Origin of the sequence: Streptomyces sp. RGM 3693, from assembly GCF_050471125.1 — a bacterium.
GTDB lineage: Bacteria > Actinomycetota > Actinomycetes > Streptomycetales > Streptomycetaceae > Streptomyces.
The window spans coordinates 1,066,715-1,093,068 of the sequence record NZ_JBMPPQ010000003.1 but is presented as its reverse complement, the minus strand read 5'-3'; the positions used below and the strand labels follow the sequence as shown (position 1 = coordinate 1,093,068).

Annotated in this window: 22 protein-coding genes and 1 pseudogene; 10 read left to right on the top strand and 13 right to left on the bottom strand. The window is 68.3% G+C overall.

The features are described from left to right. Positions 1–19: 19 nt before the first annotated feature. From ACO0M4_RS33140 to ACO0M4_RS33130, 3 genes are all read right to left on the bottom strand, one after another. Positions 20–1,423, bottom strand: coding sequence for an NAD(P)/FAD-dependent oxidoreductase (locus ACO0M4_RS33140; RefSeq protein ID WP_430374773.1), 1,404 nt, complete (start codon positions 1,421–1,423; stop codon positions 20–22). After that, on the bottom strand, positions 1,420–1,638 hold the full coding sequence (locus ACO0M4_RS33135) for a ferredoxin (protein WP_430374772.1): 219 nt from the start codon (positions 1,636–1,638) through the stop codon (positions 1,420–1,422). The genes ACO0M4_RS33140 and ACO0M4_RS33135 overlap by 4 nt, the downstream gene beginning before the upstream one ends. 498 nt (positions 1,639–2,136) lie before the next feature. Beyond that, positions 2,137–3,525, bottom strand: a complete 1,389-nt coding sequence (locus tag ACO0M4_RS33130; RefSeq protein WP_430374771.1) for an IS1380 family transposase — start codon at positions 3,523–3,525, stop codon at positions 2,137–2,139. Between the two features lie 331 nt (positions 3,526–3,856). Between ACO0M4_RS33130 and ACO0M4_RS33125 the strand changes: the two genes are divergently transcribed. Both ACO0M4_RS33125 and ACO0M4_RS33120 read left to right on the top strand, forming a co-directional pair. Beyond that, positions 3,857–4,663, top strand: coding sequence for an SDR family oxidoreductase (locus ACO0M4_RS33125; RefSeq protein ID WP_430374770.1), 807 nt, complete (start codon positions 3,857–3,859; stop codon positions 4,661–4,663). Between the two features lie 36 nt (positions 4,664–4,699). After that, positions 4,700–5,584, top strand: coding sequence for a helix-turn-helix transcriptional regulator (locus ACO0M4_RS33120; RefSeq protein ID WP_430374769.1), 885 nt, complete (start codon positions 4,700–4,702; stop codon positions 5,582–5,584). A 1,486-nt stretch (positions 5,585–7,070) separates the two neighbouring features. Here the strand turns inward: ACO0M4_RS33120 and ACO0M4_RS33115 are convergent. From ACO0M4_RS33115 to ACO0M4_RS33100, 4 genes and pseudogenes are all read right to left on the bottom strand, one after another. After that, positions 7,071–7,772: pseudogene (locus tag ACO0M4_RS33115) on the bottom strand (IS5 family transposase). A 79-nt stretch (positions 7,773–7,851) separates the two neighbouring features. After that, positions 7,852–8,289 carry a hypothetical protein gene (locus ACO0M4_RS33110; RefSeq protein ID WP_430374768.1) on the bottom strand — a complete coding sequence of 146 codons (438 nt, stop codon included), beginning with the start codon at positions 8,287–8,289 and terminating at the stop codon, positions 7,852–7,854. Between the two features lie 227 nt (positions 8,290–8,516). Beyond that, positions 8,517–9,386 (bottom strand): S1 family peptidase, encoded by an 870-nt coding sequence (locus tag ACO0M4_RS33105; protein WP_430374767.1) that lies wholly within the window; start codon positions 9,384–9,386, stop codon positions 8,517–8,519. A gap of 485 nt (positions 9,387–9,871) precedes the next feature. Beyond that, a complete protein-coding gene (locus ACO0M4_RS33100; RefSeq protein ID WP_430374766.1) occupies positions 9,872–11,257 on the bottom strand; it encodes a M14 family zinc carboxypeptidase in 1,386 nt (461 codons plus the stop codon). 261 nt (positions 11,258–11,518) lie between these two features. Here ACO0M4_RS33100 and ACO0M4_RS33095 point away from each other — a divergent pair, with 261 nt between their 5' ends. Then, positions 11,519–11,722: a hypothetical protein gene (locus ACO0M4_RS33095; RefSeq protein WP_430374765.1), complete on the top strand. Its 204-nt coding sequence runs from the start codon at positions 11,519–11,521 to the stop codon at positions 11,720–11,722. Positions 11,723–11,825: 103 nt separating this feature from the next. Continuing rightward, a complete protein-coding gene (locus ACO0M4_RS33090) occupies positions 11,826–12,851 on the top strand; it encodes a phosphotransferase (protein ID WP_430374764.1) in 1,026 nt (341 codons plus the stop codon). Positions 12,852–12,981: 130 nt separating this feature from the next. Here the strand turns inward: ACO0M4_RS33090 and ACO0M4_RS33085 are convergent, their stop codons facing one another. Continuing rightward, complete coding sequence (locus tag ACO0M4_RS33085) at positions 12,982–14,124, bottom strand: PP2C family protein-serine/threonine phosphatase (protein ID WP_430374763.1); 1,143 nt, start codon at positions 14,122–14,124, stop codon at positions 12,982–12,984. 341 nt (positions 14,125–14,465) lie between these two features. Beyond that, positions 14,466–15,455: a phospholipase D-like domain-containing protein gene (locus ACO0M4_RS33080; protein ID WP_430374762.1), complete on the bottom strand. Its 990-nt coding sequence runs from the start codon at positions 15,453–15,455 to the stop codon at positions 14,466–14,468. A gap of 1,176 nt (positions 15,456–16,631) precedes the next feature. On the opposite strand from ACO0M4_RS33080, the gene ACO0M4_RS33075 reads away from it, so the two are divergent. Beyond that, the gene (locus ACO0M4_RS33075; protein ID WP_430374761.1) at positions 16,632–17,399 is read left to right on the top strand and encodes a hypothetical protein; all 768 of its coding nucleotides are present in this window, start codon (positions 16,632–16,634) and stop codon (positions 17,397–17,399) included. 194 nt (positions 17,400–17,593) lie between these two features. Here ACO0M4_RS33075 and ACO0M4_RS33070 read toward each other — a convergent pair whose 3' ends face one another. Next, positions 17,594–17,995, bottom strand: a complete 402-nt coding sequence (locus ACO0M4_RS33070; protein WP_430374760.1) for a carboxymuconolactone decarboxylase family protein — start codon at positions 17,993–17,995, stop codon at positions 17,594–17,596. Between the two features lie 125 nt (positions 17,996–18,120). Between ACO0M4_RS33070 and ACO0M4_RS33065 the strand changes: the two genes are divergently transcribed. Both ACO0M4_RS33065 and ACO0M4_RS33060 read left to right on the top strand, forming a co-directional pair. After that, positions 18,121–19,008 (top strand): LysR family transcriptional regulator, encoded by an 888-nt coding sequence (locus ACO0M4_RS33065; RefSeq protein WP_430374759.1) that lies wholly within the window; start codon positions 18,121–18,123, stop codon positions 19,006–19,008. A gap of 285 nt (positions 19,009–19,293) precedes the next feature. After that, positions 19,294–20,466, top strand: a complete 1,173-nt coding sequence (locus tag ACO0M4_RS33060; RefSeq protein ID WP_430374758.1) for an FAD-dependent oxidoreductase — start codon at positions 19,294–19,296, stop codon at positions 20,464–20,466. 85 nt (positions 20,467–20,551) lie between these two features. Here ACO0M4_RS33060 and ACO0M4_RS33055 read toward each other — a convergent pair whose 3' ends face one another. Then, a complete protein-coding gene (locus tag ACO0M4_RS33055) occupies positions 20,552–21,292 on the bottom strand; it encodes an SOS response-associated peptidase (RefSeq protein ID WP_430374757.1) in 741 nt (246 codons plus the stop codon). Positions 21,293–21,637: 345 nt separating this feature from the next. On the opposite strand from ACO0M4_RS33055, the gene ACO0M4_RS33050 reads away from it, so the two are divergent. From ACO0M4_RS33050 to ACO0M4_RS33040, 3 genes are all read left to right on the top strand, one after another. Beyond that, positions 21,638–22,576, top strand: coding sequence for a heavy metal-binding domain-containing protein (locus ACO0M4_RS33050; protein WP_430374756.1), 939 nt, complete (start codon positions 21,638–21,640; stop codon positions 22,574–22,576). Between the two features lie 69 nt (positions 22,577–22,645). Then, positions 22,646–23,479, top strand: coding sequence for a heavy metal-binding domain-containing protein (locus ACO0M4_RS33045; protein WP_430374755.1), 834 nt, complete (start codon positions 22,646–22,648; stop codon positions 23,477–23,479). A 49-nt stretch (positions 23,480–23,528) separates the two neighbouring features. Further along, positions 23,529–23,963 (top strand): hypothetical protein, encoded by a 435-nt coding sequence (locus ACO0M4_RS33040; RefSeq protein ID WP_430374754.1) that lies wholly within the window; start codon positions 23,529–23,531, stop codon positions 23,961–23,963. A gap of 45 nt (positions 23,964–24,008) precedes the next feature. Here the strand turns inward: ACO0M4_RS33040 and ACO0M4_RS33035 are convergent, their stop codons facing one another. Next, positions 24,009–25,544, bottom strand: coding sequence for an MFS transporter (locus ACO0M4_RS33035; protein ID WP_430374753.1), 1,536 nt, complete (start codon positions 25,542–25,544; stop codon positions 24,009–24,011). Next, on the bottom strand, positions 25,541–26,170 hold the full coding sequence (locus ACO0M4_RS33030; protein ID WP_430374752.1) for a TetR/AcrR family transcriptional regulator: 630 nt from the start codon (positions 26,168–26,170) through the stop codon (positions 25,541–25,543). The genes ACO0M4_RS33035 and ACO0M4_RS33030 overlap by 4 nt, the downstream gene beginning before the upstream one ends. Positions 26,171–26,354 lie beyond the last annotated feature (184 nt).

Below are 26,354 nucleotides of genomic sequence, written 5' to 3'. Positions count from 1 at the left end.
CGCCCATCCGGCGGGCGCGTCAACGAGGGCGTGGCCGGAACTCGGCCCTCCGCTCGCTCGGGTCGTGGCCGGTCAGGACGACGTCGGGGATCGCCGTCGGGACGCCGGGTTGCGGGAACTCGGCTGGCATCGGCTTCATGTCCGGAGGCTGGTCCCAGCCTGGCGGCGGAGGCGGGAACGGACCCGATCGCTCGATCAGGTTCCCGTAGTGCTCCAGCCACTTGCCGTGATCGAAGGTGACGGCGGCGACGATGCGGCCGCGGCGGCCATAGGCGGCCGCGAAGCGGCGCTCCTTGATGGACCCCTGTGTGAAGACGATCTCGTCAGCGAAAGGCGGCACGCCGACGGACTTGATGTTGACGCCGAACTGACCGGACCAGAAGCCGGGCAGCAGCAGATGCGGGCGATAGAGGGGCTCGAGGTTCACCATGTTGTGGGCCGCTACCTCGGCGCCGAAAACGGCATTGTCCCAGTGCTCCATCGCGAGGAACTGGTACTCGTAAAGCACATGGGGCGCGCGCGCCACGTCCCCTGCCACGTAGATGCTGTCGGTGACCACGCCGTTGACGTCGAAGGCGCGACCGCCGGCGTCGCAACCTACGCCCCAGAAACCGGAGGCCAGCCCGGCGCCCTCCAGCCATTCCACGTTGCGGATCGACCCCAGCGAGGCCACCACCACGTCGGCTTCGATGGTGGTTCCGTCCGAGAGATGAGCACGCCGCACGTGTCCGCCGGAGTCGCCCTCCAGCGACGACACGCCCAGCCCGCAGCGCAGGTCCACGCCGTGGTCGCGCTGCATCTCCGCGGCAATCTCAGCGATCACCCCGCCGAGCGCGCCGACCAGCGGCGCCGAGCCCCGCTCCACGACGGTCACCGGGAGATCGAGTTCCCGGCAGACCGAGGCCACCTCCGACCCGATGAACCCGGCGCCGATGACCAGGACCCGCGACGGCGGTGCGGCCAGCGCCTTTTGCAGTTGGGCGGCATCATCACGCGACCGAATCGTGTGCACCCCGTCCAGGGCTGCCTCGTCCGGGTTCGGCCACTGTCGCGCCCGGGTGCCCGTGGCGATCAGCAAGCGGTCGTACGGGATGTGCTCGCCGTCGGCCAGACGCACCTGCTTGGCGGCCCGGTCCAACCCTGTGGCTGCCACCCCGAGCCGCCATTGCGCATTCACTTCTCGCAGGCGGGGCAGCTTGGTGTGATCAGCCGGCACCCAGCCTTTGAGCACCTGCTTGGACAGCGGGGGACGGTCGTAGGGCTCGTACGGCTCGTCCCCAATGATGGTCAGAGATCCGGTGAAGCCCTCCACACGCAGGGCTTCAGCGGCCCGCAGTCCGGCCAGGGACGCACCGACGATGACAATCCGGCCATTGGCCCTGAACTCGCGCACCAGCTCTGCGACCGTCGCCCGCACGGTCATGACGTCTCGCTCTCGTCTGCGCCGTCCAAGCGGTCGATCACGATCGCCTGCACGGGACACGCCGCAGCGGCTCGCTCAACCTGCAGGCGCCGCTCGTCATCGGGGTTCGGCTCGTAGGTGAGCGCCTCCTGGCCAGTCAATCTGAAGTCCTCGTGCGCCAAATACACGCATTGTGCGTATCCCTGGCACCGATTCAGGTCCACGGCGATCCGCATGGGCAGACTCCTTCCGACTCTGCCGCCCAGCTGGACAGCCCACCCGTCGCCCCCGGCTGAGCACCCGTATGTTTCGATCTTCTCCGCCACGGCGGTGCATACGGCCGGTGAGCGTCACGGTCCGAAGGTCGCGGTCCGATCCGATGGCATCGGCATCAAGATTGCCCCGCCGTTCGCCTAAAAACATCCTTGCCCCGTCTTCCGACGACCGCAAATTCGCTGTTCCGGAAAACACCTCTCAGGTCAGCTGTAGTTCTTGATCTCTGGCTGTGCCGTGCAGGCCCAGGGGGCTTCCGAAGTGCTTGCCCGCCCTGGAAACGGTCACCGTCATTATGAGCCCGGATCCACCGGCTTGATTCCCGGTTGATCGTTTCGGGGTCGTGCAGGCCGTGTTGGGGCTGAGTTGCGGATTCGGGCGTGGGGTGGCCGCTGGTCTGCCCAGCTCTTCCACTTTGTCCACAGGTCTCGGGCCCTTTCGGGCAGGTCGGTCAGGGAGCGTCAGAGGGCCGGCGGCGCATGCACCGTGCTGAACAGCTGGGTGAAGTCCTCGCTCCAGGGCCAGCGTTCGGGCAGGTGCAGGGTGAGGCGGCGGGCGGAGCGGGCCAGGCGGGCGGGCACGTTGATCAGGCGGTCACGGATGGTGGCGGTGGTCGCCCTGGCGTGGAACGCGGAGGCCAGGGCGCCGGCGGCGCGGGTCAGGTTGTGTGCCAGGGCCGCCAGGGCGAGCCACGCGGCATTGGCCTGGAAATGACCGGACGGCGCGTGGGCGAAGCCGCTGTTCTTGACATCGGCGATCACCTGCTCGACGACAGCGTGCCGGCGGTGATCACGCTCGGCATCCCTCAAGGCGAGCGGGGAGTCGGTGAACGCGGTGTGGTAGCGCCAGGTGTCGAAGAGCGTGCCCTGCCCGGCGGGGACGGTACCGGCGCTCAGGCGCTTGACGCGGCGCACGATCAGTCGGGCGGTGACCTGCTGTTTCTTCGGCTTGGAAGTGAAAGCGGTGTAGAGGATCTCGGCTATCTCGGCGTCGGAGATCCAGCACTGGCCCTCCTCGTCCCAGACCGCTTGGGGATATTTGATCGGTGTCCAGGCGTCCTCGTCGATGCGGGCGTTGGTGGCCTTGGCGGAGGCGTTCATCCGCATGGTGATGGAGAAGCGGGCACCCAGGGCCCGGCAGGCGTTGATGACGTCGGCGCCGTAGAACGCGGAGTCCGCCCGCAGCACCAGCAGGCCGCTGGCGCCGCAGGCGCGTGCGGTGCGGATGGTCTCAGCGACGAACGCCGCCGCCCCGCGCGCGGAGTTCGAGGGTCCCTTGCGCAGCCTGGTGGCGGCGATCACGGGGGCGGACAGGGGCGTGGAGACGACGCCGAGCAGCGCATTCAGGCCCTTGACCTTGCTGTATCCGTAGCCAGCGCCCTGTTTGGCGTAGCCGTGGGTGCGGCGGATGGTGTCGTCGATGTCCACGTATGCGGCCTGGTCCGCGCCGGGCAGCAGCGGGGTGTGACGGGCCAGTTCGGGCAGGAACCGGCGGGCCACGGCGTGCAGTTGCTTCACATGCCCGTGGGTGAAGGAGCGCAGGAACGACCCCAGCGTGGACGGGGCCCGCACTCCGGAGAACAGGCGGCCCATCGCACCGTGCCGCAGCCGGTCCATGTCGTCGATGCTGTCGGCGCCCGCAGCCATGCCGCCCACCAGCGACATCAGTTTCGCCGCAGGGAAGGCGCCGGTGCCGTCCTTCGAGGCGGGCAGCCTGACGTGCTCCCCGACCAGCGCGGGCAGACCGCACCGCTCGGCCAGCCGCACCACCGGCTCCAGCCCGCCGTACGCGATCAGGTTCGGATCATCGAACGCGGATGAGACCGCCGCCGCGGCATGGGAAGATTGCATCTCGGAAGTGCCTTGCCGATCGTGCCTGATGTGGTCCTAGAGAAACCCCATCATCGCAGGTCGCAAGGCACTTCTTCGTTTCTGGAAGAACCATCCACGGGCATCAAGCCGGGTGATCCGGACTCAGCGCACCAGGCAAGGGGGTTCTGACAGTACCTGGATCACCAGGGTCTCCCAGACGTCCAAAACGCCTGTCAACCTGGTTGAGTCGAAAGCACCGACAACACTCCATGGACACGCACTGCAGCTTTACCTCCATCAGTTCAATTCAGCTGCCCCGAATGCGCGACCGTGTCGGCGCATTGTTCCACGGCAGAAGGGACGGAGATCAATGGCGGACGCCCAATTCACCACTCGCACAGAACTTTTCGATCTGAGTGGGAAGTACGCCCTTGTCACTGGCGGCACCAGGGGCATTGGGATGATGATAGCGCGCGGCCTTCTCCAGGCGGGCGCCCGCGTTGTCATCAGCTCACGCAAGGCAGACGCGTGCGCGGAGGCACAGCATCTACTGTCCGAATTCGGCGACGTTCAAGCAATTCCCGCCGACCTGTCCAGGCACGACGAGTGTCAGCGCCTCGCTGATCTTGTCAAGGTCGACTCGGAACGCCTGGACATCCTTGTCAACAACGCGGGAGCGATGTGGCGCGAGCCGCTGGCGACGTTCCCGGACGAGGCCTGGGACGCAGTGATCGACCTCAACCTCAAGTCGCCGTTCTGGCTGGTGCAGGCGCTGCTTCCCGCACTTCGCAGGGCGGGCACCGCCGGTGATCCCGCGCGGATCATCAACATCGGCAGTATCGCCGCCATCCACGTCGCCCAGTCGCCCAACTACTCGTACGCCAGCAGCAAAGCGGCACTCCATCAACTCACCAGAGTGCTTGCCAGAGAGCTGGGCCCACAGCATGTCACGGTGAACGCGGTAGCACCGGGAGTGTTCCCGTCACAGATGATGGCGTCCACGCTCGATGCCATCGGCGACACGATCGCGGCGGCGGCCCCTCTGCGCCGGCTCGGCCGCGACGACGACATGGCAGGTATCGCCGTGTTTCTCGCCAGCCGGGCCGGGTCCTACCTCACGGGCACCATCATCCCGGTGGACGGCGGCATCGCGACGACCGCAACGGGTACCCCGTAGACTGCGGAACGGGCTTACGGTGAGGGGACTGCCACGATGGATCTACGCACCGAGATCCGGGAGTTTCTCAGCTCGCGTCGCGCCCGCATCACACCCGAGCAGGCGGGCCTGCCCGCTTACGGCGGCAATCGTCGGGTCAAAGGTCTGCGTCGCGAGGAGGTAGCGCTACTGGCGGGGGTGTCGGTCGACTACTACGTGCGCATGGAGCGCGGCGGCCTCGCCGGTGCCTCCGATGGCGTGCTCGACGCGTTGGCCTCTGCCTTGCAACTCGACGAGGCCGAGCGCGGCCACCTGTTCCGCCTCGCGCGCCGATCCAGGGCGCCCGGCGGCCCACGTCGGCGCAGGCCTGCCGTGACGGTGCGCTCGACGCTGCAGCAGGTGCTCGACGCGATCTCCGATGCGCCGGCCTGGATCTGTAACGGACGTTATGACGTGCTCGCCATGAATCAACTCGCCCGCGCGCTGTTTTCACCGGTGCTGGCCGACCCGCGACGGCCCGCGAACACGACGCGGTTCGTCTATCTAAACCCCGAGGCGGCCAGGGATTTCTTTGTCGACTACGACCAAATTGCCGGTGACGCGGCCGCGAAGCTACGCATGGAAGCCGGCCGCAATCCGCACGACGAGGAGCTGATCGCCCTGGTCGGCGAACTGTCAACGTGCAGTGAGCTATTCCGGCAGCGGTGGGCGTCTCAGGACGTGCGGCTGCACCGGTCCGGACGCAAGCGGGTGCACCATCCGATCGTGGGCCGGCTCGACTTGGACGTCGAGTCCCTGGAACTGCCCGCCGAACCCGGCCTGCACCTCAACGTCTACACCGCACCCGCGGGCACGCCGACCGCTGACAATTTGGCGCTCCTGGCGTCGTGGGCGGCCACCCGACAGACGCTGGCGACCGAGCTCGAAGCACACAACGGATAGTCCAACCCCTTCAGCCGTACTAGGGTCCGTCTCCCCGACCAGCGCGGGCAGACCACACCGGTCGGCCAGCCGCACCACCGGCTCCAGCCCGCCGTACGCGATCAGGTCCGGATCATCGAACGCGGATGAGACCGCCGCCGCGGCATGGGAAGATTGCATCTCGGAAGTGCCTTGCCGATCGTGCCTGATGTGGTCCTAGAGAAACCCCAACATCGCAGGTCGCAAGGCACTTCTTCGCTTCTGGGTGAACCATCCACGGGCATCAAGCCGGTGGATCCGGGATGAGCGTTTGCGGAGGCAATACAGCCCAGCCGCCCGAGCAGGCTGAAGCCGCTGCGCTGATCATGCCCTGATACGCCCGGTCGCCGCCCGGAGATGTTGTGAGCTTCAACGACGCTCTACAGAGGGCGTCCGCTCCGCGTACGCGGAGATGCTCCGTGGTCGCCATTGATCTGGTGATTCTGGTTCTCCGCGCACGCTTTCAGCGCCTCATGACCAGCATGCACCTTGTTAGCCCGCAGGGTTGCTTCATCCCGCAAAGCCCGGCGTCGAGTCTCCCGGGTCGGCTCGCCAACGGCCAGTAAACGAGTGAAACCTGGGCTTTATCGGCCTCGCTGCCGCCCTGTGCTGCCAAGCACCTCATGCGCCTCACCACATAGGACACGGTCTTAGAAGCGTTAACCACATATCGTGGTTGACCCTGTGCGCGCAAGGTTTGATCCTCGATCCAACTCTCCTCGCGGTGCAGAGATGGTTTTCGATTGAATCGGGCATGGTCCCTCTTTCGCGAGGGCGGTGTTAATTCCCTCTCGAAGGGAGGTCTAGCGGTTGCTCCTTGGGGCGTGTCTCGCTGTGGCTTGTCCACGATGGCTTGCCGCTGATCCTCTCGGCTTGCGTCGTCCGGATAGGACACGTGCCGCCAGCCGGTTGCCGAGATGAAGAACGTCACGCCCAGGGCGTATACGTCAGCCTCAGCCGTCGGTACCGCGGTACCGATCTCCAAGATGCTCTGAGAGGGCGGTTCGTTAAGTGATGTCCCTTTCCAGGTGATGCTTGGGGCAGGGGTGCTGGCCGCGGCGCCGGCTACTGCTTCCTGGTGAAGTTGCCGGTGTCGGCTTCGGTGAGGATGCCGAGTTTGACCAGGCGCTTCAGCTTCGCCCGGGTGCCTTCGACGTTCTTCGGCAGCACTTCGTGGCCGAGGGCCTGGCATACGTCTCGGGCCCGCAGGGGGCCGGTCGCCTCGTTGAAGACAGCGAGGATGCGCGGGTAGTCCGGGTGCTCTGGTGTCTCCGGCGGGGATGCGGGGATGCGGGGAGCCGGTCGGCGAGGTCGGTGACGGTCTTGCGGGTGATCGCGAGGCGCTCAAGGCGTGTCTCGGCCTCCCGCAGCCGGGCCCGCAGGTCGTCGACCTGCGCGCGAAGGTCGACGGCCAAGGCCCGGGCGGCGTCCTCTTGGAGGTCCAGTGCCTCCAAGAGGGAGCGAATGTTCATGCGCTCACCGCCTCTTCGCGCCAGGTGGAGGTGTTCGCACCGGTGAGGCGGCGGATCATGACGTGGGACTTCGCCCAGTAGACGCGGGAGGCGGACGAGGCGGTGCGGTGCTCGTAGTAACGGGCCAGGAAGCCCTGGTCGACCAGGGCTATGCGGACGATATCGCCCGTGCACTCGGCAACCTGGTCCAGCAGGACGATGCCCGCGGTGTTGTCGTGGATGTTCGCGGCGAGGACGACGACCGCGATGACCAGGCCGAGGACGTCCACGGCCAAGCCGCGCTTGCGGCCCGACACACGCTTGGCCGGATCGTGGCCGGTCGTGGAGGCGGGGACCCCGACGGCCGCGTGGACACTCTGCGTGTCCAGCACCACCAGGGTCGGGTCCTCTCATCGCCGGGCGCGTTCACCGACCTGGCAGCGCAGGAGCTCATGAATGACCTGGTCGGTTCCGTCGTCCCGCCAGGCGGCGAAGTAGTAGTACGTCGCACTCTTCTGCGGCAGGTCGTGCGGGAGGTAGGCCCACTGGCAGCCGGTCCGCCCCTGGTAGAGGATCGCGTTCACGGTCTCCCGCATGTCGTAGGCGCCCTGATGACCGCTGACCGAAGGGTGCCGGTCCTTCCACGCGGTGATCACCGGCTCGATCAACGACCACTGCTCGTCCGATAAGTCGCTGGGATACGGCTTCCGTTCACTCACCCCGCCAACCCCAGCAGACCTGCACCGCGGACCCACAGACTCCACCAAACCCCACACCATCAGGCGACCACAGAGCGACTCAAAGACTCACGAACCGCCCTCTCAGGGTTTCGTCTGGCCGCGGATTCCCCTGCTCCAGGCGCTTGACCTGTCCGTGAACCCGGGTCAGCGTCTCGTTCACCTCCTGAGCCGGGGCAACCACAGCGTTAGGGGCGATCATCAGGGCCTCGGACCAGCGGTTGCGGTAGGTGTCCTTGGATTCTCCCAGCGCCCGAATGTCCTCGTCCGCGGGCGCACGGTCTCGCATGACGTAAAGGTGACGACTGAGGGCCGTGGCGAACTGCCGTGCATCCCGGTGCAATTCCGAATAGCAGCTTCGTCGCAGCTCACGGTTGTCGCGGGCCTCCTGGATGGCTTGGGTCATCGCCAACTCGCGCCTCTTCGCCCGGTCGGCACCCCGTTGGGTGAGCAACGCACCCCCGAGCGTCCCCGCTACACCAGTCACCGCGATCAGCACCGCCCCAACGTCCATGTGCCACCGTAGACCGCACCCTCCGGTGGCACATGGAGAGGGGCGCAGCTCGCCACCGGTACGGATCCGCGGAGACCCGGTAACGGCGGTACGGTCCCGTGCACATGGCGTACGTGGAGCACCTGGTGCACGGGACCTGGTTCCTTGCGGCGCGCGTCAGCGGTGTCCGATTAATGGTTCACGGACAACGGCTCACGGCAAGCGGCTTGCGGTCAGTGGCGGACGCCCGACGGCTTGGGCAGGGTGCAGCCCGCGGCGTTCAGGTCGAGCTTGTTGCCGGTGCCGAAGCACTTGGGGATGGTGTAGGTCTCCTGCGCGTACCCGATGCCGTTGTGGACGGTGACGTTGCCGCTCTCGTCCACCTCGCACGGGTTGTTGAGGGTGCAGCGCTCGCCGTTCTCGTTGATGGTGTTGTTGATGGCGGTGACCTTGCCGGTGGAGTTGTCGACCACCGGCGACCCGGAGGTACCACCGATCACCTTGCACTCCGGGGTGTAGCGGACCGAGTCCTTCCAGGTCCAGTCGCCCTCCTTGAGGGTGGGCGCGAACCCGTCGATGCTGCAGGTGTAGGTCTTCTTCCAGTAGCCGGAGACGACCGTGATCCCGGCACCCTTGGTGGGGTGGTCGGTGGACAGCTCCAGCGGCTTGATGCCGTACTTCTGCTCGATCTCCGCGTACGTCGAGCCGGTCTCGTACAGCGTCACGTCGGTGTCGGTCATCGTCGCGTAGGTAACCTTGGTGGCCTGGATCGTGCCCAGGTCGCCGGCGGCCTTGTCCAGGACGGTGAAGCTGCGAGTGGACGGCTGGTCGACTATCACCTGGCCCGCGGACGGCATCCCGCTCTCCAGGCAGTGCCCGTTGGTCATCACCAGCGCCGGGTCGTTCGGCTGCGAGGTGGGCATCTTGACGATCGATCCGGAGCAGTCGTCCAGCGCGACCGTGCCGGCGAAGTCAACGGCCTTGGTCTGCGGGGGCTTGGGCTTGTGGTGCGCCGGGGCGGCGCCCGCCGGGGTGGCGGCGGTCACCAAGGCGGCGGCTCCCAGTACGGCGGTGGCCAGGGTGCCGACGAGAGGTCGATACATGTGGGGGTCCTCTCAGCTCTGTGTCCGGATTTCCGCGGCGTCAGTTCTCTTCCGCCGCTCCGGATTTGTCATGCGCATTGTGTGCCGGAGGGCGCCCCACGGCAATGAACTTCGGAGAACGATGAGAAATTGTTGCGGAGATCGCGACGGGCCGGCGGCTTCCGCGCCGGAGTTCGGCGGATGCGAATTGAATACCCGTCAGTTCTCCTTCCTTGCACTGTATACCGGGCGATGCGGATGGCCAGATGGCTGCGTGGGGGAGGGAAAGAGGGAGAGCGGGAGAGCGGGAGAGCGGGAGAGCGGGGTTGGGCAGTTCGATGTCGCCCCGGCTCCGCCTGACGGGCGCTCCGCCCACCCGCGGGTACGACCGTCCCATGATGCGGGACCGCCCAGTCTGGATCGACTGTCAAGGCATGGCCCGGCAGGAGCGCGCGCACGGCACAGCGTGCCGGTGACGTCGCGCTCCCCGAACCGGTGTGGGCTCTTCAGCGACCCTGGACCGCGGTCCGATACGGCGCCGCGGCCTGCTTCGCCGCGTAAATGAGCGTGGGCTTCAACTTCGGCCAGAAGTAGCTGTCCTGGCACGAGAACGCCGGGGTGAAACCGGAGCAGTTGCGGCCGTCGCTGTCACCGATTTCGATGGTGAGACTGGCCAGTCCCAGCTTGTCGTACGTCCAGTCGTCGGTGCCGCCGGACGCGTCGTAGAGGATCTCACCGGCCTGCCCGGACTGGTAGCCGGTGAGCTTGCCGAGCTGGCCGGCGAGGGCGCGCAGCGCGGCGTCGTTGCCGGTGTGGATGGTGTGGTCGGCCTCCCAGGGGAGCAGGACCATGCTCGCATCGCTGTGCAGGCTGATCATCAGGCCCTTGGCGGTGGCCGGCGCCGGGTCGCTGTCGCCGGTGCCCGTGCGCACGGCCGGGTACAACTGGCGGAACAGGCCCTCCAGCGCGGTGTTCTCCGGCTCGGAGTCGGCGGCGGGGCCGAGGTAGATCTCGCTGCACGGCTCGGTGGAGGTGCCCGCGCCGCCCCAGTGGGTGCCCGCGTTCCGGTTGAGGTCCACGCCGGTCTGGCCGTCCGCGCCGCAACCGCCGCCTTGGGTGTCATCGGCGTTCTTGCGCTGGAGTATGGGGTTGTCGCCGCCCTGGGCGACGATGTCGACGCCGTCCGGGTTGGTGATCGGGACGACCCACATCTCGGTGGAGTCCATCAGCGCGGTGATGTCGGGGTCCTTGCCGTAGTCGTTGGTCAGGGTGTCGATCCAGCGCCAGGAGACCTCGCCCGTGGTGAGCTCCCGCGCGTGGATCTGGCTCATCAGGAAGAAGCGCGGCTTGGTGGAGTTGGGGTCGAGCTGGCAGTCGCCCTGCTTCATCTTGGTGATGCAGACGGCCTTGAGATCGTGGCCGCCGCGTCCCTTCTGTTTGAGCCAGGACTGCCCGTAGGTGACGACCTTGGCCATGTCCGGGTGTTGGGCGGCGACTTGGTCGAGGTGGGCGTAGTGCGCGTCAACGGTGTGGTAGCCGCCGTCGTAGGTGTCGTCGACGCCACCGGACGGGCGGGCCGTGCGCGGCTGGTGGGGAAGCGGTTTCTGCGTCGTCTCGACGGCTGTGGGGGCGAAGCCGAGCCGGCGCAGCCCGGCCGCTGTCGACGGGTCGCCCATGACGAACAGGTCGTCGCCCTGGCGCCGCTCGATCAGGTCGTATCCGGAGGAGATCAGCTTCTGCGCGTCCCGCCCGTCGTGTGTGGGGACGCGGTAGACGACCACGGTGTGCCGGCCGGACGCGTCGGTTCTCTGCGGCGCCCGGGCGAGGGCGGACGGGGACATCGGGGACAGGGCCGTGAGCGCCAGGACCATCGCTGCCGCAGCCGTGGTCACGAGGGCTTTCCGGGGCATGACATGGCCTTCCGTGGGGGGTGGGGATTGGGCCAATCGGAGGCATGATGCCCTGCACATGCCCTGTCGAGAAGGGGGGTTCCCGGACAACATCCGCGGGGTCGAAGTCAGTTGATCTGTAAGGGAGTTCGGCGGGGGCGACGCCTGCCGGACCTCGGCATTGCGGCCGGCACGGCCCTCCTCGGGCAGCGTGGAGGGACGGAGGGGCGGAGGGACGGATGGAGGGATAGCGCGAATGGAGGGATGACGGCCACGGCGCAGAGCGCGGCCGTCACCGTCCGGCCGGTGACGGAAGTGACGCTGAAGCGGGCGGAGACGATGGACGACCCACCTCGGCTCGCTCGACCCAACCTTGTCCCGCTCGTTCCGCTTTTCCCGTTCGTCCGTGCGGGGGCCCGCTTCGAACGCGGTCAGCTGGTCGAACGCCCCGAGCCGGTCGCCGCATGAACCAGGTCAACCAGACACCCGCACCCATCGGCCGCGCGGGTCAACGTTTCGTTTCAACTCCCTTGAAAATCAACAGTGTTCATACACCTGAAAGAATGAAGTCATGTGGTCAAGACTGCCGTTCGGGGAGAAGCTGCGGGCCGAGTTCGGCGCACCTCGGCGGAGTCGCCGACTGGCCAGCAGCCCGCGGTCACGGGTATGGCGGGCCGAGCTGTCCGGCGCATCAGTGGTGGTCAAGCAGCTCATTGACGGGCCCGAGGCCGCCGAAAGGTACGCACGCGAGGTGGCCGCGCTGAAGCTCGCATCCCGGGTCGACCCGCCCGTGGCGCCGGCCCTCCTCGGCACCGATCCGGGGGAGCGGGTCCTGGTCCTTGAGCACCTGGACCACCAGCGGCCCCGCGAGGACTGGGTGGTCGACTATGCCTCGGCGCTGGCCCGACTCCACGCGGCCACCAGCGCCGACGATGCAGGCATGCTCCCCGCCTGGTCCGGCCCGACCCAAGACGACATCGACTCCTTCCTCGGGCTCGCCAGGATGCTCGGCGTGGCGGTGCAGGCCGGAGTACGAACCGAGCTGGACGACCTCGTGAACCGCCTGCTCGCCGCACCGGGCCATACCCTCCTGCACGGCGACCCTTGCCCCGGCAACGACATGCACACCCGCAGTGGCGTTCGGTTCATCGACTTCGAACAGGCCGCGCTGGGCAACGGGCTCGTGGAGCTTGCCTACCTGCGCATCGGCTTCCCGACCTGCTGGTGCGTCACCGCCCCGGCCCAGCCCGTGCTGCACGCAGCGGAGACCGCCTACCGCGCGACGTGGCGCAACGCGACGGGCACGGAGGCCCAAGGCGACCTCACCGACGCCTGCGTCGGCTGGCTGCTACGAGGCGACGCGCTGGTCCAGCGCGCCTACCGCGGAACCGCCGACCCCTTGGCCGAGATCCCGAACCGGGACTGGAAATGGGGCACAGCAACGGCCCGGCAGCGACTCGTTCACCGACTCGGAACCGTCAGCCAAATGACCGACGGCAGTGAGCTCAACGGCCTGGGGCAACTCGCCGTGGCCATCCGGCAGAGCATGCTCACCCGATGGCCCGCCCTTCAACCGCTGCCCCTACGAAGGCGTTAGGGGAACCCTTCATCCTGCGACCCGGTTGGTGACGACCTCGGGCCGCAAGCCTTGGAAGTCCGACATGATCACGCGGGAACCGTGGGCTGCGAATGTCTCGGCCTGGTCGTGGCACAACCACAACGTGGCGTCACCGTTGATGCCGTGCGAGCCCGTGAGCCCCGCCCCTCGGTGCGGCCGTTGTGCGGGTGACCGCGAGCAGCGCCAGGTCGTCGGTGACGCGGCCAGCGGTGTGGCGGTTCACCTTGGTGAGAAGGACGTCGAGCAGCGCATCCGGTTCGGAAAACTCGACCCCGGTCAGTCCGGCTGCGGGGTCGTAGAAGTCTCCGGCACGGTTTCGCGCCTCGTTCAAACCATCGGTGTACAGCAGGAGAGTGGCCCCTGAGGGGAAGGGCACTGTGTCGGTCCGGTTCTGGTCGGCGCCCAGCTCCGCCAGTCCCAGGGGAAGGGCCGGTTCGGACGGTTCCGCGCTGTGCACCTGGCCGGCGTGCAGCAGCAGCGGCGCCGGGTGGCCTCGGTTGATCAGCCGCAGCTCATCGTCGCAGGGCGGGATCTCGACGAGAACGCTGGTCACGAAACCCTCGGTGCGCTCGGGCCCCGTCCGCCGCGCCCTCTCCCGCAAAAGCGCCCGCTCCAGCCTGGCGGCGACCCCGACGAGCGTGGGTTCCTCCTCGGCGGCCTCCCGGAACGCCCCCATGGCCACGGCCACCACCTTGACCGCGTCCAGGCCCTTGCCCCGTACATCGCCCACCAGACAGCGCACGCCGTACGGAGTGTCCTGCGCGCTGTACAAGTCACCACCGATCTGTGCGTCCTTGACAGCTGCCTGGTAGCGCACCGCAATCCTCAGCGGCCCGATCGAGGACGGTGGCTGCGGCAGTACGGCGCGCTGGGCGGCGAGGGCGATTCTGCGGGCAGACTGCAACCTCAGGTAGCTGTAGTGCATGAGGCGATTGACGACGACGGCAAGGGCCGAGACGGTCACGACCGCCGCCAGCTCGCTCCACCCACCGGAATCCCCGATCAAGCCGAAGTGAGTGAGCAGCGCGATATCGGTGACACAGGCTCCGATGCCCGCCAGCACGGTCGCACGCAGTGACAACAGCGCGGCAGCCGTCATCGGCGCGGCCGTATAGAAGGCTTCCGCGCTGACGTGCGGAGAAGTGAAGTAGTCGAGGAGAGCACCCCCGACGAGCAGGACGACGGGGAGCAGCTGAAGGTGGCGCAGACACCAGCGTCCGAGGGCGGCGCGCACCGCACTCGGCGCCCTCACGTCCCCGCTCCCGCACCCGCTCTGTCGCGCTCTCCCACACCTCAAGCATCCTCGGGCCGGATGGTGGCTGCCAGTCGTGGAACGGGCGTGGGGGCACGTGCGGTATCACCGTATGCGTACGCGCGGTAACGAAGGAGGGGGAGTGGGGGAGTGGTGGTGGGTGCGGCAGGGTGAGGCCGCCGCCGTTCGGCAGCACGTAGGGCGTACCGGGGGGCCGACCGCGGCGCCCCTTCCGTGCCGGGTGAGGACAGGGTCCGGCGGGAGGCGGCGGCCTCATGCGGAAGTGCCTGCCCCTGCCGGCCGGGGAGGGGCACACGGCCGGCGAAGGGGGTGGTCAGGCGTCAGGCTGTGCCGGAGCTCTTGTTGAAGTCGGCGTTGAATGCCTTTTCGATGCCATTGATGACCGCGGAATCGCTGACGATGAGGCCGAGTTCGCGGTTGTGGTTGAGCGAGTTGTCGGAGAAGTTCTCCGAGCCGGCGAACACCTTCGCGGCGGACGTACCGTAGTCGGCGACGATCGCTTTGGCGTGGATGTAGAAGCCCGTGGAGCTTGTGTACGTGGTCACCTTGCCGCCGGCAGCGGTGACTTTCTTCAGCTGCTTGCTGTACTTCGAGGACTGGTTCTCCGCGACGACGCGTATGGTGACGCCGCGCTTGGCGTCCGCGACGACCGCATTCACCAGCGCGGAGTCGCCGAACTCCTCCTGCTGGATATCGAGGGTGTGCTTAGCCCCCTTGACCAGAGCCAGCAGATGGCTTTGCGAGTCGGTTGGCGACCAGACCAGGTCGGTGCCGTCGGACGGGGTGACGGAGGTCTTCGCGTAGTCGGCGTTGAAGACCTTCTCGATTGCCGCGACATCGGCTCTGTCGGAGTCGAAGACGCCGTAGTCACGCGAGGTCGAATAGTATTTCGTGTCGAAGTTTCCGGTGCTGACGTACGACGTGGCGCCGTCGACGGTGATGGTCTTCTGGTGGGTGTACACGTACGCCGAGGAGGAGTACGTCACCCCGGCGCCGGCGGCGGACAGCGCCTTGTAGGCGGCGCCGTCGATGGCGGAGTGCTGGGAGTCGAAGACCACCCGGACCTTCACGCCCGCCTTTTGCTTCTTCACCAGGGCGTTGACGAGGGTGGTGTCACGCAACTCATAGATCGTCACGTCGACCGACTTCTTCGCGGAATTGACGAAGTCGTAGATCGCGCCTTCCTTCTGATCCGGAAGGATCACCAGGGAGAAGGTGCTTTTGGCGTGGGCGGTGGCAGGAACGAGGGCACCTACGGCGGCCAAGGCGCCTGCGGCCAGGGCAGGTACGAGACGGCGGGTGGGGCTCACCGGGACTCTCCTGACGTAGTGGGGGAAACACGCAACGCGCGTAGCGCACCCAGTAAGGCACAGCCCCGAAGCGCACTGAAGCCCAGTTGAGTGAACAGCAGGGCAGCGTTGTGCAAAGCGTCACTCCACTCGAATACTAATCAACTCACACAAAATTCCGGGCAGTTAAAGATCGCTTCACCTCGGTGATAGCGCTTGGCGCGAGGGTCGGCCTATCGCCAAATCCAGGGGCGGTCCACGATCGTTTGCCGACGAGGCCGATCGCCGCAGAATGCGCCGAGTCCCTTGAGTGTGGTCGTGGCGTACGGCGTCGAGGTGGGCGCTACGGCGTCGAGGGGGTGCCAGAGTCGATGGCCCTCTCCGAAAGGGGTTCTGGTTCCGCCATCTTCTCGCCGCCGTACCTGCCCGCGCCGCGCCGCGCCGGGCCCGTGCCGCCCCGAGCACTGCGGGCCCAAGCCCTCGTCCCATGCAGTGCAAGCCGAAGCCGCCGCGAGGGGTCCCCGTCCACCCCGGCGGAGCCTCCCTGTCGGTGCTTCACCGAGACTTCATCGGCATTTCAGCGCTTCCCACGAGGCTTGGGAAACCACATCCAACAACCAGTCGCGCATCCGCGTCCTCGACGCGTATCCATGGGTGCGCGCACGTAATGAGTGAACGGGGCCCCAATGGACGATCTGTTGCACAAGCTGGTTTCCGGGGCCATAACCGCCGGGCTGATTGCCTTGGTGGGTGCTCTGAGCGTGGCCGCACGCAGGCGGCGGGCCGCCCGAGAGGAGGCCGCCGCGCAGGCGTCGGTCGAGGGGCAGCCGAACACTTCGGCGTCAGATCCCACAGGTGGGCGACAGGCGCACTGAGCCGACCATTCGGCGGCGGTAGGCGGTCTGCGGTAGGCGGCAGACCGCCTACCGCTGGCGTCAGACGGCAGAAGGCCGGCGGCAGTAAGCCGCGCGACTTGGTCCGAGCCTGGCTCAACCTGACCTGACCTGACCTGACCTGACCTGACCTGGCCTCGCCTGGCCTGGCCTGGCCTGACTCGGCCCGGACTGGCCGTCAGGCGTAGCAGCAGGCGCAGAGTCGTTGCGTACCTGTCACGACCTTGATGCCGAAACGTCGAGGCGAACGCGCTCGTCGTCGCTAGTTTGGGCTCGCTACGGGTCCCCAAGGAAAGGTGTGTTCATGGCCAAGCTGATGGTCCTGCTCATCGGCATCGCCGTGATCTTCTCGGTGATCGCCTTCAAGGGCGGCAATCCGTTCGTGGGCGTCCTGTTCGCCGTGGTGGCGGCCGCCCCGGTCATCTACCTCGGGTACGCCGTGGCGAACCGGGGCAAGGCCGGCGGCGCGCAGCACCCGCCGCAACAGCGCAGGCAGCGGACGCTGCTCCTGCGGGCGACCGCGCTGGTCATGGTGTTGGCGGTCGGCTACGGCGTCTACTGGGTGATGTTCCAACCGAAGGCCAACGACAAGGCGCTCAGCCGCGTCTCCGACTTCGAGACCGGCTGCGGCGACGGCATCGCCCGCAAGTACTTCCCGCAGGCGGCCGACCACACCGGCGCGGGCCCGCACCCGATCGCGATGTTCACCATCAGCGAGTCCGGCTCCTCCCAGCAGGTCTTCCCGACCTCCGGCACGGCGGACTACTGGAGCGGAAACACCCTTGACCCGCACCGGGTCCAACTCATCGCCTGCCTGGACTCTCCCGACGAGGGCGAGTTCCTGACCGACTGCAAGTTCACCACGGACAGCATCAAGCTGTACCGCGGCGTGTACGACGTCACCGTGTACGAGGCCAGGACGGGCAAGGAGGTCGGCAGCGAGCAGTTGCGCGGCTCCGGGAAGCCCAACTGCCCGGGGATGGTCTACCTCAAGAGGGGCACCGACAAGCTCCACACCGAGCCGGAATTCGCCGACTACCAGGCCGTGCTGCGCAAGTACGTCGACAACTAATCCCGTTAGACCCGTTAGACCCGTTAGATCCGTTAGACCTGTTAGGCCCGTTAGAACCGTTGAACCCGTGGATCGCCTCGCTGGTCCACGCGCTGGGCGGGTTCCTTGGGCGGATGCCTGCCGAGCGGAGTGCCGCAGGCGTCCGCCCGGCGGCACTCTCCGCGTCCAGCTGGTCGACGCCGGCGCCGGGAGGGTCAGCCGAGGTTGGTGAGGGGGAGCAGGCCGCGCTCGGCGAAGACCTTCTTGGCGACGAGCGTGGCGTTGATCGACCGTGGCATGCCGCAGTAGACGGCGGAGTGCAGCAGGGCCTCGGTGATCTCGGTAGGGGTCAGGCCCACGTTGAGTGCCGCGTTGATGTGTACGTCGAGCTCGATTTCGCAGCCCCCGAGGGCGGCGAGAACGCCAAGGGTGACCAACTGCCGTTCCCGCGGCGTCAGTTCGGGGCGGGAGTACATGTCGCCGAACGCCCACGCCACCACCTGGTGGCCCAACTCCGGCGAAGTGTCTGCGAGTGAGTCGACGATGCGTTGTCCCGCTTCGCCGTCAACCTGCTCCAGCACCTTCATGCCGTACTCGTAGCGCTCTTCGCGGTTCATGGAGTCTCCTCAGGTCAGGTAGTCGCTCCGATCGGCCGGTGCGATGTCTTCAGCCTGGCCTGAAAACCGTCTGAACCTGCTCCGTGGGCATTACTGGCTATACTTCCCATGCCTGGGAGGTATGGATGGAGCTACGGCTACTCGGCTATGTGGTCGCGATCGCGGAAGAGGGCAGCATCAGCGGCGCGGCGCGACGACTGCATCTGACGCAGCCCACACTCAGCCGCCAACTGCGCGAAATGGAACGGCAGTTGGGTGCCAAGCTGTTCATCAGGGAAGGACGCGGGCTGACGCCGACGCAGGCCGGACAGGTTCTGGTGCGGCGTGCGGTCACCGTGCTCGCCGAGGCGGAGGCCGCGCTGAACGATGTGCGGCTGGCCGCGCAGGGCATGACCGGACGGCTGACCGTGACCTTCGCCGGTTCGGGCATCAACGGGCCGCTCGGTGGCGCGCTGAGCCGGGTGCGGCGTGAACTTCCCCGCGTGGACCTCCAACTGGAGGAGAGTTTCAACGACGCCGAGATGTCGACCGGTGTGCTGGAGGGCCGTTACGACCTCGCGGTCCAGCGCCTCCCGATGCGCGATGCCCGGCTGTCCACCCAGGTCTGGTGGCGTGAACCGCTCACCCTGTTCCTACCGGCCGGCCATCCGTTGGCCTACCCCTCCGAACCGGCCCCGCTCGCGGCACTGGGCCAGATCCCCCTGGTCATCTGGCCTCGGGAGGTATCACCCCGCTCCTACGACGAGATCATCGCGCTCTGCCACGGCGCCGGTATCGTGCCGCGGATCAGCGCAGAGGGACGCAGCGTGCAGACCCTCCTGGCCCTGGTTGCGGCCAAGTTCGGCGCCGCGGTACTCGCCGACTCGCACCGTGCGCTGCGCCGCGTCGGCGTGACCCCCCGGCCACTGGCCGATACCTCGACCACCCTGCACCTGGTCTGGCGGGCCGACGACACCAACCCGCTCATCGAGCGGCTCCGCGGCGTCCTCACCGACGCGCTGGGCAGTGTGTGACACGCAGCCGCTCAGCCGGAACACGGCCCCTGAGTACGTCCTTGAGTCCGTTCTTCCGGAGTACGTCCCCGAAGTACGTCCCTGAGTATGTCCCAGGAGTACGTCCCGGAATTACGTCACGTTCCGCAGGTCAGCGGCCTTCGTTGGTTGCGCGGCGGACGGACCGGGCCTCGTCCCACTCACCGGGGCAGCCCCAGCCGGCCAAGGTCCATCATTGGTCTGAACGCCTGAGGGGATCTGCGATCTGAACGCCTGAGGGATCTGCGCACAAGAGTGGAGTGGAACGTGACACGCATACTGGTCATTGGCGGCGGGATCGCCGGTACGGCGACCGCGATGGCGCTGTACAAGGCAGGATTCGATGTCACCGTGCACGAGGCGCACCCCGACACGGCCGAGGACATCGGGGCGTTCCTGACCTTGGCGAGCAACGGTATGCGCGCCTTGGCGCAGCTCGACGCCTCGGATGCGGTCACCGCGATCGGTTTCCCGTTGCGCACCATGCGGGTGCTCGACGACCAGGGCAACGAGGCGGCCCACGTGCCACTGGGAGAGGCCGACGACGTACTCCTGCGGTACCGGTGCCTGCGCCGGGGCGAGTTGAACGCCGCGTTGCAGGCCGAGGCGATCCGCCGGGGCATCAGGTTTACGCACGGGACGCGACTGGTGTCCGTTGAGGACGGCCCGGATCAGGTGACCGCGCGTTTCGCTGACGGCAGCGTCGCGACCGGAGATCTGCTCATCGGCGCGGACGGCCTGAACTCGACCATCCGGCGATCGATCGCCCCCGGCACAGAGCCCGTCTACGCGGGACAGTGCGTCTTCTACGGCTACACGCGCAGCACCCCGGTGATGGAGGACACGGGCCACATCACCATGGTGCGGGGCAGCACCGCCGCCTTCGGCTACGCCCTTTCGCCGGACCGGGAGACCTACTGGTTCGCCCGCGTCAGCGGTCGGGTCATCTCCGCCGACGAATTCGCACACCCCACGCCCGCCCTCTGGCGCCAGCAACTCGTCGAGCTGCTGAGCAAGGACACCACCCCCGCGGCGACCATCGTCGCGGCCTCCACCGACGACATCATGGCCACCAACGCCACTGAACTACCGCCCGGCGCCCCCTGGCGCTCCGGACGGACGCTGATCATCGGTGACGCCGCACACGCGGCATCGCCAGCGACGGGCCAGGGCGCCTCGATGGCGTTGGAGGACGCCGTCATCCTCGCCAAGTCCCTCCGGGACACGCCCGACCTGGACAGTGCGTTCTCCCTCTACGAGGCGCACCGCCGCCCACGCGTGGAGCACAACACCACCGTCAGCGGGCAGATCTCCCGCGGCACCCGCACCCCGCCGCGCACCAGCCGGGGACCCGCCCCCCAGCGCCCCGGTGACGACACCCTGGTCCCTCAACTGGCATGGGACATCGATCTGCGCACCGTGTCCGGCAGCGCGGACTGAGGGGGCCCGGGTGGCGGGCCCGTCGGCCTGATGCGGCCGGTGGTGGTGCCGTGCGGGATGGCGGCGTTCGCGCGCGGCGAGGCTGTCAGTCCGGGGGGAGGGCCGGGTCGAGCAGGTGAGGGCCGTTGTTGCGGACGCTGTTGACCGCGGTGCCGACGGCCCGGGTGTTGAGGTTCCCGTTCGCGGGAGTGGTCAGCAGAGCCCGGAGTTCGTCGCTGTTGTGGTGCGCGGGGTCCAGCCATGCGTCGTAGTGGCCCGGCGCGATGGCCAGGGGCATGCGGGGGTGGATGCGGCCGGCGGCGTCGGTGGCCTCGGTGGTGATGATGGTGCAGGTCGCCCACCAGGCCGCAGGATCGTCGTCCGACGCCACACCGGGGTCGCGCCAGAACTCGTACAGGCCCGCCAGCGCCATCACCTGCCCGTCCTCGGGGCTGATGAAGTACGGCTGTTTTCGAGGCTTCGCTCCCTCGCGGGCCGGGACGGCCTGCCACTCGTAGAAGCCGTCCGCCGGCAGCACACAGCGCCGCTTGGCGAATGCGCGGCGGTAGGCCGGCTTCTCGTGCACCGTCTCCACCCGTGCATTGATCATCTTCGAGCCGACGCTCAAGCTCTTCGCCCAGGACGGCACCAAACCCCACCGCAGCGCCCGCAACTGCCGCTCCACAGCCCCCGTATCGCGGTCCAGGCGCTCCAGCACCGTCCACACGTCATCGGTCGGCGCCACGTTCCAGCTCGGAGCGATGATGTCCGCCGGATCCCACCGGGTGATGTGGAAGAGGCCGGTCAGGTCCTGTGGGTTGCGGGTGGCAACGAATCGACCGCACATGGCCTCACCTTGCCATGCACAAGGCGTTTGGCGCGGATGACTCTGCGCACGTAGGACAACGTGGGGAACGTCGACGGCCTGTACCGACTCTCGCCCGGCAGGAAACCGACCGCTGACACGGCCTCGGTCAGACTTCCCCGCCACTTGGTGTCGGTTCACATCGGTTCATGTCATTTCATGTCGGTTCACGCAGGGACGGCCGACGGCCGGTGCTCGGCCCGGCAGCTGCGTACGGCGGCCCGGGGGGAGTTCTTCCCTCCCGTCACCCCCCCTGCTATCAGACCCGCGCCCTAGACTCGTTTTGACAGGGCTCGTCCCGGGGGGAACGGAGTGGGGTGGGTGTCCATGAGCGGGGAGTGGATCGCAGGAGGGCTGCCGCCGGTGGCGGCGGCGCGCACGGCCGAGGCACGGCGGCGGGGCACCTGGTCTTCGGCGCTGTCGACGGGCGAGTTCGCCGCGATCAGATCCGTGGGCTTCGAACCGGTCGGGCAGGTCCTGGGCACGGCCGTGTACCACGTGGCCGGCAGCGGGATCTCCCGGCGCTACTACGACTGCGGCTACCAGTCCGCCCGTTGGTCCGGGCGCGGCGCGGCGCCCGCACCGGTCGCCGTCTCCGGACAGGGCGCCGCCTCCAAGTCACTGGTCGAAGTGCTGCTGGCGGCCCGGCATGCGGCGCTCGCGCGGATGACGGCGGAGTGCACCGTACTGGGCGGCGACGGCGTGGTCGCCGCCGACCTCACCATGGCGCCGTTCCCGTCCGCTCCCAACTGCTTCGAATTCCAGGTGATAGGCACCGCCGTACGGGCACAGGGGGAGGTGCGGCCGAAGCGTCCGTTCACCACGCATCTGGACGGTCAGGGCTTCGCCAAGCTGATCGCCGCGGGCTGGGTGCCGGTCGAGCTGCTGGTGGGGCTCGCCATCGGCACCCGCCACGATGACTGGACGACACGGCGACAGAACTGGTTCGGGGCGGGAAATCAGGAGGTCACCGGCTGGAGCAAGCTGGTCGCGGCGACCCGCCATGACGCTCGCGAACGGATCGGCGAGCAGGCGTGGCACACCGGGGCGGACGGCGTGGTGCTGGGCGACAGTCGCCTGCGGATATGGCAGGAGAGCTGCGTCAGAGCGCGCAGCGGCAACAACGACTCCGACCAGAAGGACCATGTCGCCGAGGCCACCTTGGTCGGCACCGCGGTGGCCGGGTTCACCGTGCGCCAGGAGCCGCCGCGCACGCTGACCATGATGTCGCTGGATCCCAACCGGCGCCGTGCGCGCGCTACGTGACGTACCGCTGCATGCAGCCCATCACCGCCCGCCCGTCATCACCAGGCACTTCCACGAGGGGAACCGCTCATGACCGCCACCGACCCGACAGCCCAGGGCGTACCGGCCGATGCGATGCGGCGGCTGGCCGAACTCCAGCCGGGCAAGCCGGGGTCGCTCTTCACCAGTGACCTGTCGGTCAACGAGTTCCTCCTCGTGCGCGAGGCGGGGTTCCGCCCTCTCGGCCTCGTACTGGGCAGTTCCATCTACCACGTGGGCATCCAGCTGGGCCGGTGGGGGAAGAACCAAGAGCTCACCACGTTGAGCCAGGCCATGTACCACGCCCGGGAGTTGGCCATGACGCGGATGGAGGCCGAGGCGGCGCAGCTCGGCGCGGACGGCATCGTGGGCGTGCGGCTCTCGGTCGAGGCGCGGGAGTTCGGCAGCGACATAGCCGAGTTCATCGCCATCGGCACCGCGGTCAAGGCCGACGCGCCCGCGCCCGGCGACAACGGCAGCTGGCGCAACGCCAAGGGAGCGCCGTTCACCTCGGACCTGAGCGGACAGGACTTCTGGACCCTGGTCCGTGCCGGGTACGCCCCGCTGGGCATGGTGATGGGCACCTGCGTCTACCACATCGCCCACCAGAAGATCGGTTCGATGTTCTCCAACATCGGCAAGAACGTGGAGATCGAACCGTTCACGCAGGCCCTGTACGACGCGCGGGAGCTGGCCATGGAGCGGATGCAGCGGGAGGCGGAGGAACTGCACGCAGAGGGCATCGTCGGCGTCCAACTCAACTCGCACAACCACCGCTGGGGCGGGCACACCACGGAGTTCTTCGCCATCGGCACGGCCGTGCGGCCGCTGCGCGACGATCATGTCATCGAACGTCCGACGATGGTGCTGAGCCTGGACGGCTGAAGCACGGACCCCTGATGCCCCCGGACCGCAACGAAAGGCCGCCACGCTGATGTCCTCCCACCACCCCGTGCCGTCCGAGCCCGGCGGCGATCCCGCCTCCGTCGAACTCCTCGCCGCCGCACTGCGCCGGGACGCCGCCGATCTTGAGGTGTACGCCCAGGTGCTCACCGGGACGCTGGCGGACGCGCTGCCGCCGGGATCGGTGGCGGTCGAGCGCAAGCGCGGCATGGCCGACCGGCTGGCCGGCCGGGAGGGCAGGGTGGCTCGGTTGGACGTCTCGCTGGGCGAGCAGCGGCTGGTGCTCAACCTCTCCGGCGGCCGCCCGAGCGGCGAAGTCTGCAAGGAGGTGCGGGGTGTGATCCTTTCCCGGCGTCCGGTGGCCCTGGACGAATGGGTGCGGGAGCTGGCGGAGGCCATCGCCGCCCGCGCCGAGTCCGACGCCCGGGCCAGGGCAGCGCTGGAGAGGCTGCTCCTGGGCGGCTGATGCCGGGCACTCGTTCCGTCGGGCCTGCAACGCGTTGCCCGGCCCTCAACGTTCAAGCTTCCCCGGCTGCGGTGCACCGCGGGCGCCAGCGTGAGCGGACCCGGGGGAATGCCGTGGCCAGGCGGTGTTCACCGGTGGCTCGCCCACCCCAGCAGGGGGCGCGGGCTGCTGCGAAGGCAGGAGGGCAGGCAAGGGGGAAGACAGAGGGGAAGGCAGGAGGAGTGCCGGAAGCAGAGCCGTGCCCGTGAGAGCAGCCATGATGAGCATGGGCATACCCATGGCGGCCACGGCGGCCCCTGTGGCCGTCTGATGCGAACCAGCGGCGGCCACCGCGGGTGGTACGACGCCGGCGACCATCGCGATGCCGAGCGTGGAACCGATGTTGTTGGCGGTCTGTTTGAGGCCACCGACGGCTCCGGCGTAGTGCGCGGGGGCGTCGCCGACGGTGGTACTGGTGGCGGTGACCATGACGGCCGCGAAGCCGGCCCCGATGGCGGTGAAGCCCACTGGGCCCACCCATCCGCTGGACGGACTCAGGGCGGAGAGGACGGCGATACCGAGCGCCGTCAGGAACACCCTGCCCACGGTGGTGCGGCGCGCCCCGATGCGGCTCAACGCAGCGCCCGCGAGAGGGGCGCCCACGAGCATGGCCCCGGTGAGCGGGAGCGCGCGGAGGCCGCTGGCGAGGGGATCGAGACCCAGTTGGCCCTGAAAGTAGAAGGTGGCCGCGAACAGGGTGCCGAAGACTCCCGCCGCGGTGAGCAGCAGCACCGTGGTGGAGGCGACCACGGTCCTGGACCGGGTCACCGCGCGGGGCACGATCGGCTGGCCTGCGCGCCGTTCGTGGCGCACCACCGCGACGGCGACGCTCGCGGTTGCGGCGCAGCCCAGCAGGGTGGACGGGGCCGTCCAACCGCGGGACGGGCCCTCGGTGAGCGTCGCGACCAACGCGGCGAGCGCCAGCGCGACCAGCACCGCACCCGTCAGGTCCAACTGCCCCTCCTCCCTTCGGCGTGTGACGGGCGGGATCCGCGCCGCGCGGCACAGCGCGACGGTGCCGAGCGCGAGGGGGACGTTCACCAGGAACACCGAGCGCCAGCCCAGCTGCGCTACGAGAGCCCCTCCGAGGACCGGGCCGAGCGCCGAGGCGATGCCGATGGCGGCGGTCCGGACGGCTACCGGCCGGGCGAGCCGGTCCGCCGGGTAGGTCGTGCGCAGCAGCGCGAGCGTGGCCGGCTGGAGCAGCGCGGCGAAGACGCCCTGGAGGGCGCGCAGGCCGATCACCCATCCGATGGAGGGGGCGGCGGCAATGCCCGCCGAGGCCACCGCGAAGCCCAGTAATCCGGTGATGAGCGTGCGTTGGTGTCCGTAGCGGTCGCCCAGGCGTCCGGCGACGACGAGGAGTGCGGCGACCGCAACCAGGTAGGCGGTGCTGGCCCACTGAACCTGCGTCATGCTCGCCGCCAACTCGCGCTTCAGACGGGGTTGCGCAGTCATCAGCACGGTGCCGTCCAACGCGACGACACATGCCCCGGCGACGCTGGCTGCCAGCGCGAGACGGGGGCGTGCGGAGGCAGTCATCTGAGGGCCGGCCCGAGGTGCGCGTCCAGTGCCGCGCCGACGAGCTCAGCGAGGCGGTCCGGGTCGCGTGGTGGGGCGTCCAGCATCAGCGGGAGACTGCCCCACGCCCACAGCTGGGCGATGCCGTGCACGTTCGACCACAGCGCGGCGGCGATCACGGCAGGCTCACCGCCTTCGCCGACGCGGTCGACGGCATCGTGTGCCTGGTGCCGGGCGACCAACGCGACGAGCTCCCGGAACAACGGCAGTGTCGTTTCCCGCAGTTGTGGCTGGTCTGTTGCCTGGCCCTCACTGTTGAGCAGGTCGTGCCGGAACATCAGCTCGAACATGCCGCGGTTCTCGACGGCGAAGGTCACATAGGCCGCCGTGAGGGCTGCCAGCTGTTCGCGCGGTGTGGCCGGGCCCTGGACGGCGGCGTCGAACCGGGCCTGCAGTTCGGTGTAGCCGCGTCGGGCGATGGCGCTGAGCAGCGCGTGGTGGGTGGGAAAGTACCGGCGCGGCGCCCCGTGCGAGACGCCGGCCCTGCGGGCGATCTCCCGCAGTCCGAGCGCGGCGCTCCCCTGGGTGGTCACCAGTTCCACGCCGATGTCGACCAAGCGCTCGCGTAGGGAGTTTTCGGATTCCATAGACAGTGTCTACCACGGGGGGTAGACACTGTCTATCTGGAGAGGGCCCCGCCCAAGGGGGGCCGAGGGCGGGGTCCTCGGTAGGACCGCATCCGGAACGAGACGTCTTTGACCGCCGAAGCTTCCACCCTGGGAGCCGTGCGCACTGCCGAGAGTGCGCCGCAACGCCACAACGTCACAACGC

Coding starts and splice junctions, on each gene's coding strand:
- ACO0M4_RS33140 (WP_430374773.1), bottom strand. CDS start 1,423: ATGACCGTGCGGGCGACGGTCGCAGAGCTGGTGCGCGAGTTCAGGGCC.
- ACO0M4_RS33135 (WP_430374772.1), bottom strand. CDS start 1,638: ATGCGGATCGCCGTGGACCTGAATCGGTGCCAGGGATACGCACAATGC.
- ACO0M4_RS33130 (WP_430374771.1), bottom strand. CDS start 3,525: ATGCAATCTTCCCATGCCGCGGCGGCGGTCTCATCCGCGTTCGATGAT.
- ACO0M4_RS33125 (WP_430374770.1), top strand. CDS start 3,857: ATGGCGGACGCCCAATTCACCACTCGCACAGAACTTTTCGATCTGAGT.
- ACO0M4_RS33120 (WP_430374769.1), top strand. CDS start 4,700: ATGGATCTACGCACCGAGATCCGGGAGTTTCTCAGCTCGCGTCGCGCC.
- ACO0M4_RS33105 (WP_430374767.1), bottom strand. CDS start 9,386: ATGTATCGACCTCTCGTCGGCACCCTGGCCACCGCCGTACTGGGAGCC.
- ACO0M4_RS33095 (WP_430374765.1), top strand. CDS start 11,519: ATGACGGCCACGGCGCAGAGCGCGGCCGTCACCGTCCGGCCGGTGACG.
- ACO0M4_RS33090 (WP_430374764.1), top strand. CDS start 11,826: ATGTGGTCAAGACTGCCGTTCGGGGAGAAGCTGCGGGCCGAGTTCGGC.
- ACO0M4_RS33075 (WP_430374761.1), top strand. CDS start 16,632: ATGGCCAAGCTGATGGTCCTGCTCATCGGCATCGCCGTGATCTTCTCG.
- ACO0M4_RS33070 (WP_430374760.1), bottom strand. CDS start 17,995: ATGAACCGCGAAGAGCGCTACGAGTACGGCATGAAGGTGCTGGAGCAG.
- ACO0M4_RS33065 (WP_430374759.1), top strand. CDS start 18,121: ATGGAGCTACGGCTACTCGGCTATGTGGTCGCGATCGCGGAAGAGGGC.
- ACO0M4_RS33055 (WP_430374757.1), bottom strand. CDS start 21,292: ATGTGCGGTCGATTCGTTGCCACCCGCAACCCACAGGACCTGACCGGC.
- ACO0M4_RS33050 (WP_430374756.1), top strand. CDS start 21,638: ATGAGCGGGGAGTGGATCGCAGGAGGGCTGCCGCCGGTGGCGGCGGCG.
- ACO0M4_RS33045 (WP_430374755.1), top strand. CDS start 22,646: ATGACCGCCACCGACCCGACAGCCCAGGGCGTACCGGCCGATGCGATG.
- ACO0M4_RS33040 (WP_430374754.1), top strand. CDS start 23,529: ATGTCCTCCCACCACCCCGTGCCGTCCGAGCCCGGCGGCGATCCCGCC.
- ACO0M4_RS33035 (WP_430374753.1), bottom strand. CDS start 25,544: ATGACTGCCTCCGCACGCCCCCGTCTCGCGCTGGCAGCCAGCGTCGCC.
- ACO0M4_RS33030 (WP_430374752.1), bottom strand. CDS start 26,170: ATGGAATCCGAAAACTCCCTACGCGAGCGCTTGGTCGACATCGGCGTG.